Raw genomic sequence first — 17,801 nt, 5'->3', positions numbered from 1 at the left:
TGCGAAGGTTCAGTACAAATGACTGGTACAACATTTGCTGTGTCGTGGTGCGTCAGCCTGCGCCATGCGCTGTTGCTGGGCATGATTTGCTTGAAACCATAACTCAAACAATCAAAACACGAGCCAATGTCTCGGTCGTGATTGGCCTTGACGAACCCTGTGCGCCAAAGCGGTTCATCGGGAGTGACGGAACGGATTCGTTGCGTCACAACTTGGTGCATGGATTGCCCGCGCGAACTGCTTTGGTGCTTTTTTACCGCCTTAAGGTCTGCCTAATCCATGGAAAATCTGCAAAGCGCTGTGGACAGCCTGGTCCATAGTTCCAACACGTTGTTCATTCTGATCGGTGCGGTCATGGTACTGGCCATGCACGCCGGTTTCGCCTTTCTTGAAGTGGGTACGGTCCGGCAAAAAAACCAGGTCAACGCGCTGTCGAAGATCCTCAGCGACTTTGCCGTTTCGACGCTGGCTTACTTCTTTATAGGCTATTGGATTTCCTACGGGGTGACCTTCATGCAACCGGCGGCGGTGATCAACGCCGATCACGGTTACGGGCTGGTGAAGTTTTTCTTCCTGCTGACCTTTGCGGCGGCGATCCCGGCGATCATTTCCGGAGGCATCGCCGAGCGTGCGCGATTCGTGCCGCAACTGTGCGCGACAGCACTGATCGTGGCGTTCATCTATCCGTTCTTCGAAGGCATGATCTGGAACGGCAACTTCGGTTTGCAAGCCTGGTTGCTGAAAAGCTGTGGTGCCAGCTTCCATGATTTTGCCGGGTCCGTGGTGGTCCACGCCATGGGCGGCTGGCTGGCGCTCGCAGCGGTGCTGCTGCTGGGACCGCGCAATGGTCGATACCGCGAAGGACGCCTGGTGGCCTTCGCGCCGTCGAGCATTCCGTTTCTGGCGTTGGGATCGTGGATCCTGATCGTCGGCTGGTTCGGTTTCAACGTGATGAGCGCGCAAACCCTGCAAGGCGTCAGCGGGCTGGTGGCGGTGAACTCGCTGATGGCCATGGTCGGCGGTACCATGGCCGCCCTGATTGTCGGGCGCAATGACCCCGGGTTTCTGCACAACGGACCGCTGGCCGGTCTTGTCGCCATCTGCGCTGGTTCCGATCTGATGCATCCGGTGGGGGCGTTGGTGACCGGTGCCATCGCCGGGGCATTGTTTGTCTGGTGCTTTACCGCCGCGCAAGGCAAATGGCATATCGATGATGTGCTGGGCGTGTGGCCGTTGCATGGCTTGTGTGGTGTGTGGGGCGGGATTGCCTGCGGCATCTTTGGCCAGAGCGCATTGGGCGGGCTGGGTGGCGTGAGTCTGATCAGCCAGTTGATCGGCACGGCACTGGGTGTGGTCGTTGCTTTGGCCGGAGGCTTCGCGGTGTATGGCGCGATCAAGGCGTTCCATGGTCTGCGTCTTAGCCAGGAAGAAGAGTATTACGGCGCGGATTTGTCGGTGCACAAGATCGGTGCTGTCAGCCAGGATTGAGTCAGGTTTCATCGTCTTCAGCGCCGGGATAGAAATCGTGGAGCAAGCGGTAGCGATCATGCCGGACGAGGTCGACCCGGTCCTGCACTTGCTGATGGGGCATACCCAGCAGGATCAGCGCATGGGAGGCCAGCATCAAACTGGATTCCAGCAATTCCGGCACCACTTCGCTGGCGCCGGCAGCCTTCAGTTCGGCCAGCTGACTGTCATCGCGGGTACGCACCAGAATCGGCACGCTCGCGTTGAGTCGGCGTGCTTCCTTGAGGATCAGCAGCGCGATGTCGGTCTTGTCGACGGCGATCACCAGCAGCCTTGCACGTTCCAGCCCTACGGCGGCCAACAGTTCGCCGCGGCGTGAGTCGCCGTAATGCACGCAGGTTTCGCTGACGGCCGCTTCCTGAACCCGCACCGGATCGTTATCGAGGGCGATGTAAAGTTGATGTTCATGACTGAGGAAACGGCCGATGGACTGGCCGACGCGACCGTAGCCGCAAATCACCACATGGTTGCGCAGGCCGGCGTTGAGGGCACTGATTTCCTCGAGCTTCGCTTCTTCGTTGGGATTGTGATGCAAGCGCATTGCGATGTGCGGCGCGGCGCGCAGCAGTAACGGCGTGGCCAGCATCGAGCAGAAGGTCGCTGCGAGCAGCAGGCCGCCAAGGTCGGCGGGCAGCAGGCTGTTTTGCTGCATCTGCGCCATCAATGCGAAACAGAACTCGCCACCCTGAGCCAGTGCCAGGCCGCTGCGCCACGCCGTTTCGCTGTCGCTGCCGCTTCGTTTGACCAGAAGCGCGACCACGCTGCCCTTGATCAGCAGCAATCCCAAAGTCAGCGCGAAAATCAGCAAGCCGTGGTTGGTAAACAGCCGCAGGTCGATCAACATGCCGATGCTGACAAAAAACACCCCGAGCAGGATGTCGCGAAAGGGGCGTAAATCGGCCTCGATCTGATGCCGATAGTGACTTTCTCCCAACAACATGCCGGCCAGGAAAGCACCCAAGGCCGGGGAAAGGCCGAGCATATGCGTCAGGGACGCCGTCATCAGTACGATGACCAATGCCAGCAACACGAACAGTTCGGCCGAGCGCGCAGCCGCCACTTCATGAAACAGTCTCGGCAGAAGCCAGCGACTGGCCAGGAGCAGACCAAAAAACAGGGCCGCTGTTTTACCCAGCGTCAGTGGCAGTGCCCAATACCAAACCTGATCGCTGTTGCCGGCAAACACCGGCACCAGAGTCAATAACAGTACCGCTACAACGTCCTGGAACAGCAGTACGGCGATCGCATTCTGACCATGAGTGCTGAATATCTCACCGAGACTACCCAGTTCCTTGCTGACAATTGCGGTGGACGACAGCGACAGCCCGGCGCCGAGCAGCAACGCAGGCACGATGGGCATTCCGAGCAATATCAGCAAGCCGCCCAGCAGGATCGCACAGCTCAGCACCTGCAAGCTGCCAAGGCCAAATACCACCTGGCGCAGCGCGAGCATTTTTGACAGGGAAAACTCCAATCCCAGAGAGAACAGCAGGAATACCACTCCCAACTCGGCAAGGTCCGGTAGCTCTTCGCTTTCATTGACCCAATTGAAGGCCGTCGGCCCGACCATCAGCCCCACGCATAGGTAGCCCAATACCGGTGGCAGCCGCAGGCGCTGGAACAGTGCGATGACCACCAGGGAGGAGGCGAGAATGATCAACAGGTTGGCGAACACAAAGACTCCGCGAATGGATTCGGCCTTTCCAGCGTAGAGGTAAACAGCGCGCAAGCATGGTCAAAATCGTCTCGAAGGCGACTGATGTGCGTCAGGGTTTTTCGGCATTCCCTTGTCGGTATGGGTTCCATGTCAGAGGATTCAATGGCTCGACGGTTTTTTAGGGTGGGCCTAGAATAGTCACTCAAATTTTTCGGTTGAGCGCTCATGCTTCCTGAATGTCAGCTGTTCGGCACCCTTGGGTGCCACCTCTGTGAAGTGGCCGAAGCCATGCTGATGGAGTTTGTCGAGCGGGGTCTGCTGGTGGAGTTGGTGGACATCGCTGATGACGAAACCTGGTTCGAGGCTTACAGCCTGCGCATTCCGGTGCTGCGACGGGTTGATACCGGCGCTGAGCTGGGCTGGCCGTTCGGCGCCGATGAAGTGGTGGCGTTCCTAAGTTAGTCTTTTGCGATGACGGCATTCCCGTTTGTCGAACTTTACGGTTGATCCCCTTGGCTTATCCGTAGTGATTCGGATACTGTATGCGTATACAGTTATTCGGATTGCTGCGCTGTCATCCGGTTTTCAGAGGATGGGCAGGCAAGTCCGGGCGTGAGAGGGATGAATCGTGGTCAACGTCGAACAATTGAAGAGCAGCGTGAACCGAATGTCGGTTGACGTGGTACGCGAGGCTGTCCTCGAGTTGCGTCTGGACGGTCTGGTTACCGAAGGCAAAACGCCTTTCAACAAACTGCATTTCAATACCTGTTTCGCTGAAATCGAAGCTTTGTTTCAGCGTGCAGGCTATCACCGGCAACTGGATGTCGTGGGCTACCAGGGGTTGTTGTACGCGTTGTATGACCCGGGGCGCTGGGAGGCGGTCGATGTGCTGCGCTGGCTCAAGGAGTACACCGAGGCGGCGGCGCGCAAACAGATACCAGCCTGAGGATTCTCCGCTAGGTTCGTTCCCCTCGCTGTTGGATAATGCCGCTCTGCATTGAGGGTTAGAGCTTTCGTATGTCCACTTCACCTTTTTCTGCCGCACATAGCCAGGCCAGCACACTCTACTTGCCGCCTGGTTCGTGGCAGACCGTACTCGATTGCCTGTGCGAGCACTTCAGCGCCATTGGCCGTGAACAATGGCTGGACAGAATCGCGCGTGGCCGCGTGCTTGATGGGCAAGGGGCGCCAATCGCCCTCGATCTGCCTTACAAGGAAGGGCTGCGCATTCACTACTTTCGGGAAGTGCCGGACGAAAAGCCGATCCCGGTGGTGGAGTCGATCCTGTACGCGGACGAGCATCTGGTGGTGGCGGACAAACCGCATTTTCTGCCGGTGACGCCGGCGGGTGAGTACGTTGAACAGACCCTGCTGAGGCGGCTGATCCGTCGCCTGGATAATCCGCATCTGGTGCCCTTGCACCGCATTGATCGGCATACTGCGGGGCTGGTGCTGTTTTCCGCCAATCCTCAAAGCCGTTCGGCGTACCAGTCGTTGTTTCCTACACGGCAGATCGAAAAACGCTACGAGGCCATTGCACGAGCATTGCCGGAGCTCTCGTTTCCATTAGTTCATAAAAGTCGACTCATTGACGGTGAACCTTTCTTCCGTATGCAGGAAGGGCCGGGCGCCAGCAACACCGAAACGGCTGTCGAGGTCAGGGAGAGGAACGGCGATCTCTGGCGTTATGGCCTTTACCCGGTGACGGGCAAGAAACATCAGTTGCGGGTGCACATGACAGCGTTGGGCGCGAGCATTTGCAACGACCCGTTTTATCCTCGGGTGCTCAAGGATGTGGAAGATGATTACGCCAATCCATTGAAGTTGCTGGCGCAAGGGCTAAAGTTCGTGGACCCCGTCACGGGGCAGGAAAGAGAGTTCGAGAGCACGATCAGCCTACAGTGGTGATCAAGAGCGTGGTTGTCTGCGCGAGCGCATTGTTAGAAAAAATCGAATTTGTGGTCAGGTTAGTAGTCATTTGAACAGGCCCCACGAACGTGGCGTTCAAAGTCCTCGGCAGGCCAGCCAGATCATTCGGCGGCTCCGAGTCCTTCCAAGCAAGGAGATACCCATGAAACGTACCGTTTTCGCTGGAATGTTCATTTGCGCTGCAATGTTGGCCAATCCCGTGTTTGCTGCAGACCATGACCTTTGTACGATCAAGCTCCAGGAGCTAAGGGACAAGGTTACTACCCTGCCGGCCACGTCCGAAAACACCACCATGGAAGTCAAACGGATGCAGGCCAGCGCGGAAGCGGCCAACGCAGCGAACGACGACAAAAAATGCATCACCGAAGCCACCCAGGCATTGACCCGGGTGGACAAGCTTGCGAAAGAACCTAACCCGTAAGCTGCGGTGTCAGAAAAGCAAATGCCCCGACAAGTCGGGGCATTTTTGTATCCGGTGTCGCCGCGAAGATTACAACTCTTTAACGGTACGAACCTGATCCTTGTTGATGCGGGTTTGTTTGCCATCCAGTTGTTCGAATTCGTAGAAGCCCGAATCCTTGTCATAGTTTGGCGTGTCGACGGCCTGGATTTCGCGACCGTCATTCAAGGTGATCACTGTAGGCGATGCGCAACCGGCGAGGGTAGCGAGGCCCAGTGCGAGCATGAAAGTGGCCAGGGTCCGTTGAGTCATGGGTGTGTCTCCGAAAATGAATTCTTTGGTTACTGAACTTCAGACGTGTGCAGCACGTGCAAGTTCCTCGGGTGCCTTCAGTCTGACACAGTGTTGTGTTCGCTTAACAGTTCCGGCGTGTTCAGGTTGGCCAGGCGCGGATCGTTGTCAGGGCACTGTAGCGCAGTTGCACCCAGCTTGCGCATGAGTCGGCCCGGACTGCGTTCACCGTCGCTCCATGCGCTTTCGAAGTCGTCGCGAAGTGCCACGGGAATCACGCACAACAAGGGCTCCCAATGTTCGTCATGGCGCAACATCAACGGTTTGTCGGGATGCTGGTTGGCGGTTTCGAGCATGCTGGTGAGCAGTGCTTCATCGATGCGCGGCACGTCGCAGGGCAAGACCAGCAAGTGGGTATGGCGAGCCGCTTTCAGGCCTGCACGAATGCCTGCCAATGGCCCCGGAAAGTCGCCTTCGTCGTCATGAACCAATTGATCGGCGTAGGGCGCGTATTTTTCCAGGTTGCGGTTGCAGGAGATAATCAGGTCATCGCTCAGCGGGCGAGCCTTGCGATGCAGATGTGCAATCAGCGGCTCGCCGTGCCATTCCACCAACCCTTTGTCCTGACCGCCCATGCGTTGGCCGCGTCCGCCCGCCAGGAGGAGAATGGAGCAGGGTGGTAAATGTGAACTCGGATTCATGGCTCGTCTCCGTGGGGGCGGCGAAAAATGGGGGCGCTGTGATATAACACCGGGCTGTTTCTCCTACAACTGGACGAGCCTATGAAAGCCAAGGCTGATGTACCTTTCGCGCCGCTCAACATTGCAGTGCTGACGGTCAGCGACACCCGTACCCTGGAAACCGATACCTCCGGCCAGGTCTTCGTTGACCGCTTGACGGCTGCCGGCCATAACCTGGCTTCCCGGGTGTTGCTTAAAGATGACCTCTACAAAATTCGCGCGCAAGTCGCCAACTGGATTGCCGACGATGTCGTACAGGTGGTGCTGATCACTGGCGGCACCGGTTTCACCGGACGCGATAGCACGCCGGAAGCCGTGAGTTGTCTGCTCGACAAGCAAGTCGATGGTTTTGGTGAGCTGTTCCGGCAGATCTCGGTAGCGGACATTGGCACCTCGACCGTGCAATCGCGCGCCTTGGCAGGTTTGGCCAACGGCACGCTGGTTTGCTGTTTGCCGGGCTCGACCAATGCCGTACGCACCGGGTGGGACGGCATTCTTGGCGAGCAATTGGATTCGCGGCATCGCCCCTGCAATTTCGTGACTCATCTGAAACAGGCGGCTCCCTGTGAATCCCGCGGGTAAGCCAGGCAAGTCCGGGAGCCTGATGCCGGTCGAGGTGGCGCTGGCACGTTTGCTGGAAATGGCTGATAGCTCAAGGATTGTCGAACGTGAGCGCCTGCCGCTGGCGCGCGTCGAGGGGCGTGTCCTGGCCGATGATCTGGTGTCGACCCTCGATTTGCCACCCTGGCCGAACAGCGCCATGGACGGTTATGCCTTGCGCATGGCTGACTGGACCGCAGAGCCATTGGTCGTCAGCCAGAAGATCTTTGCCGGGCAGGCACCTGAACCTTTGAAGCCGGGTACGTGTGCTCGAATCTTCACGGGTGCGCCTGTTCCCGCCGGGGCCGATTGTGTCGAGATGCAGGAAAACGCCGAAGTGCAGGCGGATGAACGCGTACGTTTCACCGAGCCCTTGAGCCTTGGGCAGAACATTCGTCCACAAGGCCAGGAAACCACGGTCGGTGAACTGATCTTGCCGGCCGGAACCCGTTTGGGGCCGATTGAACAAGGTCTGGCTGCCTCGCTTGGGTGTGCCGAACTGGAGGTGATTCGCAAGGTGCGCGTTGCGGTTCTGTCCACCGGGGATGAGTTGATTGAGCCAGGTCAGCCGCTTGGGCCAGGACAGATCTATAACAGCAACCGCGTTTTGCTCTGCAGTTGGTTGCAGCGGTTGGGTTGTGAAGTGATCGACGCCGGGATTCTTCCGGATAATCTGGAAACCACGCGAGCACGACTGGGTGACTTGCAGAATGTCGATCTGATTCTCTCTACCGGTGGTGTATCGGTGGGCGAGGCTGACTTTCTCGGTATTGCCTTGCGGGAGGAAGGGGAGCTGAGTTTGTGGAAGCTCGCCATCAAACCCGGCAAGCCCCTGACATTTGGACATTTTCGTGGGGTACCGGTGATTGGCTTACCCGGTAATCCGGCATCGACTCTAGTGACCTTCGCCCTGTTGGCCAGGCCTTATATTTTGCGTCGTCAGGGCGTCAAACAGGTGGAGCCGCTGAAGGTACAGGTGCCGGCAGGATTTGACTGGCCCATCGCCGGCAATCGACGTGAATACTTGCGCGGTCGACTGGAAAATGGCCAGGCCATCATCTACAAAAACCAGAGTTCCGGTGTGTTGCGCAGTGCCGCGTGGGCCGATGGGCTGGTTGAAGTGCTGGAAAATCGCACACTGGTTGCAGGTGACGGCGTTTACTTCATTCCGCTGAGTGAAGTGCTGGACTGACCTTTTTAGCTGGCTTGTCACGCAGGCCCGGTTGATCCAACCGGGTTTGGCGAGATGACGGATCAATGAGCCAGGAGCAGCGTTACGAGCTGGTCGAAACGGCTATTGGCAATCCAGCCTAGAAGCCCGAGCACGACGGCCGTTCCGCCAGCGGAATAGGCGAGCCTGTGTTTGATGGATTTGACGTCGGTTCTTACTTCTTCCATGTCCCTGCGGATGTATTTGAGGTGTGTTTCCAGCTCAATGACGCGAGGTTCCATATCGACTTCTCCTTTGGTTTTTGCGCTGTTTCTGAATTCGGCTTGATGATTGGTCCGCTTCTCTGCGAGCGGCACGACCGGAGTCACCGGTAACCTGAGATCATGGCTTTGCATGGCACATCCTTGTGTTTGCTTATCACTGAAAAACCCAAGTGCCAAAGTGTACCAATCCCCCTTATTGGTCAATTGAGCCGATTCCTCACGATTTGTAAGAAAAATCGCTCCATGTAGTAGTCAAGGCTGCCCAGCCGGAAATAATTCAACTTCTTGCGACTTTTTGCGGGTGCGACGAGGTCAACATCTCCCGTACGCCATTCAATACCGGGAGTGATAAACCATGAGCGAGTGCAAGGCGCTGTTGATTCTGCATGGCAAGCAGGCGCTCAACGAAGAGGTCCGTGCCGCCGTCGAAAGCAAGCGCGCACAGGGATGGGAACTGGCTGTCCGGCTGACCTGGGAGGCCGGCGACGCACAGCGGCTGGTAGAAGAAGCGTTGGCGGCAGGTTACAGACAGATCGTCGCCGGTGGTGGTGACGGTACATTGCGAGATATTGCCGAGGCTATGGCGGCGCATTCCACGGGAGCCAGCCTGGTGCTGATGCCCTTGGGAACCGCCAACGATTTCGCACGTGCCGCGGGCGTTCCACTGGAGCCTGCTCAAGCACTGGATCTTCTGGATGTTGTGCCGAGTCCGATTGATTTGGGGGAGGTCGGCGGGCAGGTTTTCCTGAACATGGCCACGGGCGGTTTTGGCAGTCAGGTCACGGCCAATACCTCCGAGGAGTTGAAAAAGGTGCTTGGCGGTGCAGCGTATCTGTTCACCGGTTTGTCACGCTTCAGCGAACTGCATGCGGCGTATGGCGAGTTGCAGGGGCCGGATTTTCACTGGAGTGGAGATCTGCTGGCCCTGGGCATCGGTAATGGTCGGCAGGCGGGTGGCGGCCATGTGTTATGCCCGCAGGCACTGGCGGACGACGGTTTGCTCGATATCAGCATTTTGCCCGCGCCGCAGGAAGTGGTCGGCACCCTGAAAAACCTGTTGGCCGATGGTTTCGGTATCGACAACATGTTCGTGCGGGCTCGACTGCCATGGGTCGAGATCAAGGCTTCCGAGGGCCTCTATATCAACCTCGATGGTGAACCGCTCGAGGGTGACAACCTGCGGTTCTCGGCGCGGCCGGCGGCACTGCTGGTGCATTTGCCCGAAGGCTCGCCGCTGTTGAGTGCGACAGGAACTGTCAGTCGTCCAGACTGATGATCTGCTCGCGCACGGCGAACAACACCAGGCCTGCAACATCGTAGATTTGCAGGCGCTTCATGATCTGCGAGCGATGGGTTTCGACCGTCTTGACGCTCAAGCCCAGGCCGTTGGCGATTTCCCGGGTGGATTTTCCGCGAACGATCAAGCGCAGGATTTCCAGCTGGCGGGCCGTCAGGTTGTGCGAGTCTGCGGGGTCGGGGTTTTTCTGGGTCCGGGTCAGCGCCTGGGTGATGACCGTATGGGCAATGGCAGGGCTCAGGTAGCGTTCGTTATTACGCAAGGCTTCCAGCGCATGTTCCAGTTCAGTGGCGGTGGTGTCCTTGAGCAAATAGCCATGAGCCCCGGATTCGAGCGCCTGCATGATGAGTGCCGGGTCGGTATGCATCGACAGGATGAGGACCTTGCTCTGCGGGCGGACCCGTTTGAGTTGCTGTAGAGCTTCAAGGCCACCGGTCTGCTTCATGGAAATATCCAGCAGCACTATGTCTGGGGACAGGCGCTCGACCATGGCGAGCAACTGCGAGCCGTCATTGGCCTCGCCGATGACCGCGTAGCCAGGAATATCCAGCACCAGGGCGCGCACGCCAGCCCTGATCAGCGAGTGGTCATCCACCAGAAGTAAGTTACAAGTCAATGCATAACCTTATTCGTACTGGCCCGTTCGAGCGCGCGAGGCGCCCAGGGGAAGAGAGCTTCGATTTGAGTACCTTTGCCCGGTTCACTGGTAACCGTCAATGTGCCGCCCAGTTGAGCGATCCGCTCCGACATCCCGGCCATTCCCCGTTGTCCCTCTCGACCCGGGTCCGTGGCTGGCGCGAAACCCTGACCGTCGTCACTAATCGATAATGTCAGACCCTGGGGCAACCGTTGCAGGCAGACCAGCAGATTCTTCGCTTCGGCATGCCTGAGAATATTGGTGACCGCCTCTTGGGTAATGCGAAACGCCGCAACGGCCATTTCTTCCGGAATCCCGGTCAGGCGTTGATGGCAGTCCAGGCTCCAATGCACGGAAGTATTGGCCAGCGTCTTGAGCAAATGCGCACGCAGACTGGCTTCCAGTCCGAGGCTGGTCAATTGCCGCGGATTGAGGATGGCCGACACGTCGCGGACTTTGGCGAGGGTTTCCTCCAGGGTGTCACACAGTACCGAGCATTGCCCCTGGAGTTCTTCCGGCATTCGGCGTTTGAGCCAGTCACTCTGAAGTTTGGCAGCGGTCAGCAACTGGCCGATGTCGTCATGCAGTTCCCGGCTGAGGCGGTGACGTTCGTTTTCCTGGACTTCGAGCAAGCGATCGGCCAGCTCCTGGGGTTGAAACTTGATTGACTTGCGCGACAGCCGATATTGCACCCAGACACAGCTCAAGGCCGCGATATTGATCGCCAGCAGAGCCAGTGGCAGTTGAGTGGAAAGGCTATAGACCAGCAGGCAGCCGAGCGTAGAGCAGGCACATAACAAAAGCGTGAACCGTCGCGCATTTTCTCGGGACGGTGGCCACGTGGCGATTGACTTGAGGCTGGCGTACATAGCGGATGGAGCCAATGGAGGTTCGCTGCGGGCAGACCGGTCATGCTGGCTGACGGGTCTCTGTTTTGTAATGTTGTACATCGACTTCAACACTGCACAATTTCTGTATAAGAAATTCAGTCTGGAACTTGAACGACTGTGGCCGTGGCAATCAAATTGCCATTAATTGACGCCAACTAATGGGCGGCATAATACCACTTAAGATACCGTTGGTCGCGCATGCGATATATGTCCCGGGAGTCAGGATGCAAGGCATTCTGGACGTTATTTCCACATTGGAAAAAGTGTGGTTTTTGTCGTGGGAGAGATGTCGGTTTCCCTTGGTTCTTGTCTTTTAATACCAGGAAAAACCCTGGTCAAGACAAGCAATCAAATGCCGAAAGGAATAGGTTGTTTATTCGCGGTTGTCGTTAATTGATATGCGGAGTTCAATTGCGACATGCGCGTGCTCAATATGTCGCGCAATCGTGACCCGTAGAATGTGGATTAAGCCTGCCGCTCCATATAGGGAACGAGTGTGAACGGTTTGGAATTAACCGGGAGTTGATACTGAGTTTGGCCGACCTGGAAGGCAAAGGCTTCGATCAGTATGGTCTGTTCACTTTCATCCAGGCTCAGCTGGCCGGTGTTCTGGTCGATCAGTTCAAGTTGCCAGGCGATCAAAGTCAGGCAATCTTTCAGCGCACCCAGGGCCTGGTCGTGCAGGTCCATGTGATTCTGCGCGTGGTTGAGCAGGCCATGAATGTGCAGCGAGAACTCCGAAACGGCTGCCAGCGCAAGGGCATCCGCCTTGCTGGCCAGTCTCAGGAGAGTACTGAGCATGCAGTCGATGGCGTCCTTGTCATTGCTGATCAGTTGCAAATGGCTGAGGCATTCCTCGGTTTTCGCCAAGAGCAATTCGGCTTCGACGAGAAACTCCGGGACCCGCTTTGCCCACTCTGTACGATTGTTTGGCATGCTTATCTCCACAACGTCATGACTAATGAGGGGATGTCGTGTGTGTCGACGAGGACGACAGGCGTCCCGACGTAACCGTTTCGTCGTGAGATCGCGTTCCGGCCAGCCTGGATACAGGAGGGGGAACTACTTGTTGAGGGGGTGGATGGCCACTGACCTGCGATCGCACACAAAAGCCTGACTCCATTCATGCAATGAGAATGGCGTCACATTAATGGCTATTGGATATTGCGAATATCAGGTTGTGCCTGATTGTTACTAGGGGAATCCCTTACGCAGCGGAACCTATTGCGCAAACTATGGTCGCGACGCAGAGACTGTAGCAGATGAAATCACAACGCCAGTAAAGCATGATGTTAATGTGACATCAATGTTTGAGCGTGGCATTTTAGAGGGGGTCAAGGTCTGGCAAAACCAGCCGATAACCCTCTATCTAGTGAATTCATCAGTACAAGCCCAGGAGTCATTGATGGCTGGCATTCTCGATACGGTAGACCAACGTACGCAACTGGTGGGTGAGAATCGCCTGGAAATTCTCATGTTCCGTCTCGCTGGACGGCAATTGTTCGCGATCAACGTATTTAAAGTGCAGGAAGTGCTGCAATTGCCGAAGTTGACCCTGATGCCGCAGCGTCATCCGTTTGTGTGCGGCGTGGTCAACCTGCGTGGCCAGACCCTGCCGGTGATCGACCTGTCCCAGGCCATCGGTATGCGTCCGCTGGTGCCGGGCCCGAACAGTACGATTATCGTCACCGAGTACAACCGTTCCGTGCAGGCCTTCCTGGTCGGTGGCGTCGACCGTATCGTCAACATGAACTGGGAAGCGATTCTGCCGCCGCCGGCTAGCGCCGGTCGCCAGCACTACCTGACCGCCATCAGCAAGGTCGACGATCAGTTGGTGGAAATCATCGACGTGGAAAAAGTCCTGGCCGAGATCGTCCCATATAACGCCAAGGTATCCCGCGACAAACTCGACGATCCGGTACTGGAACGCGCCCGTGGCCGTGAAGTGCTGCTGGTGGATGACTCCAACGTGGCCCTGGCGCAATTGCGCGATACCCTGGGTCAGTTGGGCGTGAAGATGCACATCGCCAGCGATGGTTTGAAGGCCTTGAACATGCTCAAGGCCTGGGCCGACACGGGCGTGAACATGACCGACAAACTGCTGATGGTCTTCACCGACGCGGAAATGCCGGAGATGGATGGCTATCGCCTGACCACCGAAATCCGCAACGATCCGCGCCTGCGTGGCTTGTATGTGGTGCTGCACACGTCGCTGTCCGGCAGCTTCAACGATTCGATGGTCAAGAAGGTCGGCTGCGACAACTTCCTCTCCAAATTCCAGCCGGACAAACTCGTCGACGTGGTGCGCCAGCGCCTGATGCTCGATGCGGTTCCAGCCTGATCTATCCCTGTAGGAGCGAGCCTGCTCGCGATGGACGTCAACGATAACGCGTGCTGTCTGACTTAACGTTATCCGGACGTTCTTCGCGATCAGGCTCGCTCCTACAAGTGTCTTTGCTCTTTGATTCGCCGATCAAGCTCGTATAGGGTGACGTTTTTGCCCACAGGGAGCTGGTCATGCTGCGTCTGAGCGCGCTTTATCGTTATCCGTTGAAATCCGGCAAGGGCGAGGTCCTGCAACAAGTCGGTCTCGACAAGCTGGGGCTGGACGGTGATCGACGCTGGATGCTGGTGGACGAGGCCAGCGGGCGTTTCCTGACCCAGCGCGCGGTGGCGCAGATGAGCCAGTTGTCGGCGTTGTGGAATGCCGAGGGCGGCCTGACGCTCAGCGCGCCAGGTCATTCGCCAATCGATATTGCATTACCCGGCAGCGACGCCGAACTGCGCGGCGTGACCATCTGGCGCGACACTCTGCGTGTGCCGGATGCCGGCGATGCGGCGGGCGCCTGGGTCAGTGAGTTCATCGGTAAACCCACGCGTCTGGTGCAAGTGCCGCTGGACCGCGCGCGGATCACACAGTCGGGCTTCGGCAAGGATGATGATCAGGTTGCCTTCGCCGATGGCTTCCCGTTGTTACTGATCGGCCAGGCTTCACTCGAGGATATTTCACAGAAAGTCGGTCGGCCAATGGAAATGCTGCGCTTTCGACCCAACCTGGTGATCGAAGGCAGCGAAGCCTACGCCGAGGATGGCTGGAAACGCATACGCATCGGCGATGTCGAGTTCCGAGTGGTCAAGTCGTGTTCGCGCTGTATTTTGACGACGATCGACCCGCAAACCGGTGAACGTAGCCACGATCGCGAACCTTTTGCCAGCTTGCAGAAGCACCGCTCCACTGAGGACGGCGCGATGTTCGGCCAGAACCTGGTCAATGACAGCAACGGCCGGTTGGAAGTGGGGATGCCGGTAGAAATCCTCGAATAACTGCCCCGCACAATGAAAAATGCCCGTGTCCAAGGACACGGGCATTTTTTTGCGCTGTGAAAACCCAGGGTTTTAGCCGCGGTATTCGCACAGGTAAGCAGTCTCGACGGCCACTTTCAGCTGGAATTTGCTGTTGGCAGGCACGTTGAACTGGCTGCCGGCGGCGAAGGTTTCCCAGTCAGTGCTGTCCGGCAGCTTGACGGTCAGGGCGCCGGACACAACGTGCATGATTTCGCGCTGGGCGGTGCCGAATTCGTATTCGCCCGGTGCCATGACGCCGATGGTCGCCGGACCTTCAGCGGTGCCAAAGGCGATCGACTTGACGGTGCCGTCGAAGTACTCGTTGACTTTAAACATGGGCGATTCCTCGAAAAGGGCTAAAAAGGGCCGGCCAGTATGCACAAGGCCTTTGTTGGCGTCACCTGTCTAAAGCGGCAGAACCAGCGGTAGCAGCCGTGCGGTATTGCGCGCATCTTCCAGCGCCCGGTGTTGCTGGCCGGTGAACTGCAAACCGGCCAGTTGCAGGGCGCCATTGAGCCCCAGCGGGCGCTCCAGTCGCCGGGCCTTGGCGAAGCGTTGTTTGAGATTAATGTGCTGGACCCGACTGAGGACGCTGTCGAGTTGCAGGCGCTGCCATTCCTGGAGCAACTGTTTGCGATCGTAATCGCCCCAACTGGCCCAGCCTTCAAGGCGGCCGTGATGTTGGCCAATCCAGCGCTCGAATACCGGCCAGACTTCGCCAAGGGGTTGGGCGTTATCGATGTTGGCTTGGGTGATGTGCGTCAGCTCCCGGCAAAACGGAGTCAGCAATGGCCTGCGCAACGGCCGGACGAAGCGTTGGAAGTGGTCCACTTCGCGCCCTTTGCGGTCCACCAGGGTGGCGCCGATTTCGATGATTTCCATTTCCGTTATCGGCCAACCACCCTCATCGGTGGTGGCTTCCAGATCAATGACCAGCCAATGAGGCATCGCAGGTTTCCTGGTATCCGCGTCCTGATAGGTCTGAGCGTAGCCAAACCCGGCGGATCCGCCTAGCGGCTTATTCAACCTCCAACAAAATCTGACGATTCTTTACCTGATCACCGACCTGCACCTGCAAGCGCTTGAGTACGCCGTCGATGCCCGACTTGAGCGGATGCTCCATTTTCATGGCCTCCAGCACCACCAGCAACTGGCCTTTGCTGACAGTGCTTCCCTCACTGACCAGCACGTCGACAATCGCACCATCCATCGGCGCCTTGAGGGTACCGCTGCTGACACTGGACTGAATGTTGACCAAAGCCTGGGTCCGGTCCTCCAGTCGCAGGCTGCCCGGTCGGGTAAACAGGCACAGCCGCCCGGCCTCCAATCGATAGGCATGTCGTTGGCGGATGCCATCGATTTCCAGGGTGGCCCTGCGCCCGTCGCACTCGATCACGCGCAGCTCCAGCTCGCGGCCGACGGCTTGAACCCGATAGGCCTCGCCCGGCACCGCGTTCAACGCCACCGACCACTCCTGTTCCTCCAGGCCGAGGCAATAACTCAACGGCACACTGGCGTTGTTGCGCCAGCCGGCCAGCGAGCCGCGGTGCGCCTTAGCCGAGGCCTGATAGAGCAGGGCGGCAGCAATAGCCAGTTCTTCAGCGCTGGGCACATGAAGGTGCAGACACGTATGATCGGCGAAATGCTGCGCGATGAATCCAGTGCTGAATTCGCCGCTGATGAATTGTGGATGTTGCAGCAGGCTGGCGAGCAGGCGCTGATTGCTTTGCACCCCCAGCAACTCGCTGTCCTGCACCGCCCGCAGCAGCTTGCGCCGGGCCTCTTCGCGGGTGGCGCCGTGAGCGATGATCTTGCCGAGCATCGGGTCGTAGAAGGGGCTGACGTGCTGACCTTCGATCAAGCCGTGGTCGATGCGCACGCCACCTTTCAGCGCTGGCTCCCAGGCTGAGATGTGTCCGGTTTGCGGTAGAAAACCCTGTGCCGGATCTTCGGCGTACACGCGCACTTCCATGGCGTGACCGGTGAGCTGCACCTGCTCCTGACGCAGCGGCAGCGGTTGCCCTTCGGCGATGTTCAGTTGCCAGGCCACCAGGTCCAGGCCGGTGATCAGTTCGGTGACCGGGTGTTCCACTTGCAAGCGGGTGTTCATCTCCAGGAAGTAAAACTGCCCGTGTGTATCCAGCAGGAATTCCACAGTGCCCGCACCCACATAATTCACCGCACGCCCGGCCTTGAGCGCCGCTTCGCCCATGGCCTGGCGCAACTCGGAAGTCATCACCGGGCAGGGCGCTTCTTCGATGACTTTTTGGTGGCGGCGCTGGATCGAGCAATCGCGTTCGCCGAGGTAGATCAGGTTGCCGTGCTGGTCGCCGAACAACTGAACCTCGACATGCCGTGGATCGATCAATGCCTGTTCGAGGATCAGTTCATCACTGCCAAAACCGTGCAGGGCTTCGGAGCGTGCGGTGCGGATTTGCTCAAGCAAATGGCTGGCATCGTGTACAAGGCGCATGCCGCGCCCGCCACCGCCGGCGCTGGCCTTGATCATCAATGGGTAGCCAATGCGTTCGGCTTCGCGGCTCAAGGTCGCGTCATCCTGTTCGGCGCCTTGATAGCCTTTGATGCACGGCACGCCCGCTTCGAGCATGGCAATTTTCGACAGGCGTTTGCTGCCCATCAGTTCGATGGCTTCCGGGCTGGGGCCGATGAAGGTTATGCCGGCCTGTTGGCAGGCGAGGGCGAACCCGGCGTTTTCCGAGAGAAAACCGTAGCCCGGATGGATCGCATCCGCGCCGGTACGCCGGGCCGCATCGATGATCGCCGGGATATTCAGGTAAGACTGTTGCACCGGGGCCGCGCCGATACGCACGGCTTCGTCGGCCATCTGCACATGCAGTGCATCGGCATCGGCGTCGCTGAACACGGCGACGGTGCGATAGCCCAGCGCCTGGGCGGTGCGCTGGATGCGGCAGGCGATTTCACCGCGGTTGGCGATGAGGATCTTGTGGAATCCGGGCATGTTCTATTCCCTGCGTTGTTGCGGTGAATTTGATGGCCTCATCGCTGGCAAGCCAGCTCCCACAGGTTTATCGC

At 58.1% G+C, this 17,801-nt stretch carries 20 protein-coding genes; 10 read left to right on the top strand and 10 right to left on the bottom strand.

Features of this window, described 5'->3' with window-relative positions:
* The first annotated feature begins 279 nt into the window (after positions 1-279).
* Positions 280-1,488, top strand: coding sequence for an ammonium transporter (locus tag ACW9JC_RS12380; protein WP_457455174.1), 1,209 nt, complete (start codon positions 280-282; stop codon positions 1,486-1,488).
* 1 nt (position 1,489) lies between these two features.
* Here ACW9JC_RS12380 and ACW9JC_RS12375 read toward each other — a convergent pair whose 3' ends face one another.
* On the bottom strand, positions 1,490-3,202 hold the full coding sequence (locus tag ACW9JC_RS12375; protein WP_457455173.1) for a cation:proton antiporter: 1,713 nt from the start codon (positions 3,200-3,202) through the stop codon (positions 1,490-1,492).
* 207 nt (positions 3,203-3,409) lie between these two features.
* Between ACW9JC_RS12375 and ACW9JC_RS12370 the strand changes: the two genes are divergently transcribed.
* From ACW9JC_RS12370 to ACW9JC_RS12355, 4 genes are all read left to right on the top strand, one after another.
* A complete protein-coding gene (locus ACW9JC_RS12370) occupies positions 3,410-3,646 on the top strand; it encodes a glutaredoxin family protein (RefSeq protein ID WP_457455172.1) in 237 nt (78 codons plus the stop codon).
* A 166-nt stretch (positions 3,647-3,812) separates the two neighbouring features.
* The gene (locus ACW9JC_RS12365; RefSeq protein WP_338582212.1) at positions 3,813-4,130 is read left to right on the top strand and encodes a transcriptional regulator; all 318 of its coding nucleotides are present in this window, start codon (positions 3,813-3,815) and stop codon (positions 4,128-4,130) included.
* Between the two features lie 71 nt (positions 4,131-4,201).
* The gene (locus ACW9JC_RS12360; RefSeq protein ID WP_457455171.1) at positions 4,202-5,092 is read left to right on the top strand and encodes a pseudouridine synthase; all 891 of its coding nucleotides are present in this window, start codon (positions 4,202-4,204) and stop codon (positions 5,090-5,092) included.
* A 163-nt stretch (positions 5,093-5,255) separates the two neighbouring features.
* Positions 5,256-5,534 (top strand): hypothetical protein, encoded by a 279-nt coding sequence (locus ACW9JC_RS12355; RefSeq protein WP_338582209.1) that lies wholly within the window; start codon positions 5,256-5,258, stop codon positions 5,532-5,534.
* Between the two features lie 69 nt (positions 5,535-5,603).
* On the opposite strand, the gene ACW9JC_RS12350 is transcribed toward ACW9JC_RS12355, so the two are convergent.
* A complete protein-coding gene (locus ACW9JC_RS12350; RefSeq protein ID WP_008055112.1) occupies positions 5,604-5,825 on the bottom strand; it encodes a YgdI/YgdR family lipoprotein in 222 nt (73 codons plus the stop codon).
* Positions 5,826-5,902: 77 nt separating this feature from the next.
* Positions 5,903-6,505 carry a molybdenum cofactor guanylyltransferase MobA gene (gene mobA / locus ACW9JC_RS12345; protein WP_457455170.1) on the bottom strand — a complete coding sequence of 201 codons (603 nt, stop codon included), beginning with the start codon at positions 6,503-6,505 and terminating at the stop codon, positions 5,903-5,905.
* A gap of 81 nt (positions 6,506-6,586) precedes the next feature.
* Here mobA and moaB point away from each other — a divergent pair, with 81 nt between their 5' ends.
* Positions 6,587-7,126 (top strand): molybdenum cofactor biosynthesis protein B, encoded by a 540-nt coding sequence (moaB, locus tag ACW9JC_RS12340; protein ID WP_150703763.1) that lies wholly within the window; start codon positions 6,587-6,589, stop codon positions 7,124-7,126.
* Entirely contained in the window at positions 7,110-8,336 is a 1,227-nt protein-coding gene (locus ACW9JC_RS12335; RefSeq protein WP_457455169.1) for a molybdopterin molybdotransferase MoeA, read from the top strand. The genes moaB and ACW9JC_RS12335 overlap by 17 nt, the downstream gene beginning before the upstream one ends.
* Before the next feature lie 62 nt (positions 8,337-8,398).
* Here ACW9JC_RS12335 and ACW9JC_RS12330 read toward each other — a convergent pair whose 3' ends face one another.
* Entirely contained in the window at positions 8,399-8,710 is a 312-nt protein-coding gene (locus tag ACW9JC_RS12330) for a hypothetical protein (RefSeq protein ID WP_448108806.1), read from the bottom strand.
* Between the two features lie 223 nt (positions 8,711-8,933).
* Here ACW9JC_RS12330 and yegS point away from each other — a divergent pair, with 223 nt between their 5' ends.
* Entirely contained in the window at positions 8,934-9,851 is a 918-nt protein-coding gene (gene yegS / locus ACW9JC_RS12325) for a lipid kinase YegS (protein WP_457455168.1), read from the top strand.
* Here the strand turns inward: yegS and ACW9JC_RS12320 are convergent.
* From ACW9JC_RS12320 to ACW9JC_RS12310, 3 genes are all read right to left on the bottom strand, one after another.
* On the bottom strand, positions 9,835-10,491 hold the full coding sequence (locus ACW9JC_RS12320; RefSeq protein WP_457455167.1) for a response regulator: 657 nt from the start codon (positions 10,489-10,491) through the stop codon (positions 9,835-9,837). The two genes, yegS and ACW9JC_RS12320, sit on opposite strands and share 17 nt — an antisense overlap.
* A complete protein-coding gene (locus ACW9JC_RS12315; RefSeq protein WP_416130044.1) occupies positions 10,488-11,381 on the bottom strand; it encodes a sensor histidine kinase in 894 nt (297 codons plus the stop codon). The genes ACW9JC_RS12320 and ACW9JC_RS12315 overlap by 4 nt, the downstream gene beginning before the upstream one ends.
* Positions 11,382-11,867: 486 nt before the next feature.
* Positions 11,868-12,338: a hypothetical protein gene (locus ACW9JC_RS12310; RefSeq protein ID WP_338582193.1), complete on the bottom strand. Its 471-nt coding sequence runs from the start codon at positions 12,336-12,338 to the stop codon at positions 11,868-11,870.
* A gap of 469 nt (positions 12,339-12,807) precedes the next feature.
* On the opposite strand from ACW9JC_RS12310, the gene ACW9JC_RS12305 reads away from it, so the two are divergent.
* Both ACW9JC_RS12305 and ACW9JC_RS12300 read left to right on the top strand, forming a co-directional pair.
* Entirely contained in the window at positions 12,808-13,743 is a 936-nt protein-coding gene (locus tag ACW9JC_RS12305; protein ID WP_338582191.1) for a chemotaxis protein CheV, read from the top strand.
* Between the two features lie 176 nt (positions 13,744-13,919).
* Positions 13,920-14,726: an MOSC domain-containing protein gene (locus ACW9JC_RS12300; RefSeq protein ID WP_457455166.1), complete on the top strand. Its 807-nt coding sequence runs from the start codon at positions 13,920-13,922 to the stop codon at positions 14,724-14,726.
* A 72-nt stretch (positions 14,727-14,798) separates the two neighbouring features.
* Here the strand turns inward: ACW9JC_RS12300 and ppnP are convergent, their stop codons facing one another.
* From ppnP to ACW9JC_RS12285, 3 genes are all read right to left on the bottom strand, one after another.
* Positions 14,799-15,083, bottom strand: coding sequence for a pyrimidine/purine nucleoside phosphorylase (gene ppnP, locus ACW9JC_RS12295; RefSeq protein ID WP_338582189.1), 285 nt, complete (start codon positions 15,081-15,083; stop codon positions 14,799-14,801).
* A 69-nt stretch (positions 15,084-15,152) separates the two neighbouring features.
* The gene (locus tag ACW9JC_RS12290) at positions 15,153-15,695 is read right to left on the bottom strand and encodes an exonuclease domain-containing protein (protein WP_457455165.1); all 543 of its coding nucleotides are present in this window, start codon (positions 15,693-15,695) and stop codon (positions 15,153-15,155) included.
* 70 nt (positions 15,696-15,765) lie between these two features.
* Positions 15,766-17,727 carry an acetyl/propionyl/methylcrotonyl-CoA carboxylase subunit alpha gene (locus ACW9JC_RS12285; RefSeq protein WP_457455164.1) on the bottom strand — a complete coding sequence of 654 codons (1,962 nt, stop codon included), beginning with the start codon at positions 17,725-17,727 and terminating at the stop codon, positions 15,766-15,768.
* Between the last annotated feature and the right edge of the window lie 74 nt (positions 17,728-17,801).

It is taken from the genome of Pseudomonas sp. SDO5591_S426 (assembly GCF_054070755.1).
Note: the sequence above shows the minus strand (reverse complement) of the source record. Positions and strands in the feature narration are given on the sequence as shown.

Bases quoted from the DNA above. Each gene is read 5' to 3' on its own strand.
- ACW9JC_RS12355 (WP_338582209.1), top strand. From the start codon at position 5,256: ATGAAACGTACCGTTTTCGCTGGAATGTTCATTTGCGCTGCAATGTTG.
- ACW9JC_RS12300 (WP_457455166.1), top strand. From the start codon at position 13,920: ATGCTGCGTCTGAGCGCGCTTTATCGTTATCCGTTGAAATCCGGCAAG.
- ACW9JC_RS12285 (WP_457455164.1), bottom strand. From the start codon at position 17,727: ATGCCCGGATTCCACAAGATCCTCATCGCCAACCGCGGTGAAATCGCC.
- moaB (WP_150703763.1), top strand. From the start codon at position 6,587: ATGAAAGCCAAGGCTGATGTACCTTTCGCGCCGCTCAACATTGCAGTG.
- ppnP (WP_338582189.1), bottom strand. From the start codon at position 15,083: ATGTTTAAAGTCAACGAGTACTTCGACGGCACCGTCAAGTCGATCGCC.
- ACW9JC_RS12330 (WP_448108806.1), bottom strand. From the start codon at position 8,710: ATGCAAAGCCATGATCTCAGGTTACCGGTGACTCCGGTCGTGCCGCTC.
- ACW9JC_RS12315 (WP_416130044.1), bottom strand. From the start codon at position 11,381: ATGTACGCCAGCCTCAAGTCAATCGCCACGTGGCCACCGTCCCGAGAA.
- mobA (WP_457455170.1), bottom strand. From the start codon at position 6,505: ATGAATCCGAGTTCACATTTACCACCCTGCTCCATTCTCCTCCTGGCG.
- ACW9JC_RS12380 (WP_457455174.1), top strand. From the start codon at position 280: ATGGAAAATCTGCAAAGCGCTGTGGACAGCCTGGTCCATAGTTCCAAC.
- ACW9JC_RS12305 (WP_338582191.1), top strand. From the start codon at position 12,808: ATGGCTGGCATTCTCGATACGGTAGACCAACGTACGCAACTGGTGGGT.
- ACW9JC_RS12310 (WP_338582193.1), bottom strand. From the start codon at position 12,338: ATGCCAAACAATCGTACAGAGTGGGCAAAGCGGGTCCCGGAGTTTCTC.
- ACW9JC_RS12360 (WP_457455171.1), top strand. From the start codon at position 4,202: ATGTCCACTTCACCTTTTTCTGCCGCACATAGCCAGGCCAGCACACTC.
- ACW9JC_RS12350 (WP_008055112.1), bottom strand. From the start codon at position 5,825: ATGACTCAACGGACCCTGGCCACTTTCATGCTCGCACTGGGCCTCGCT.
- ACW9JC_RS12290 (WP_457455165.1), bottom strand. From the start codon at position 15,695: ATGCCTCATTGGCTGGTCATTGATCTGGAAGCCACCACCGATGAGGGT.
- ACW9JC_RS12370 (WP_457455172.1), top strand. From the start codon at position 3,410: ATGCTTCCTGAATGTCAGCTGTTCGGCACCCTTGGGTGCCACCTCTGT.
- yegS (WP_457455168.1), top strand. From the start codon at position 8,934: ATGAGCGAGTGCAAGGCGCTGTTGATTCTGCATGGCAAGCAGGCGCTC.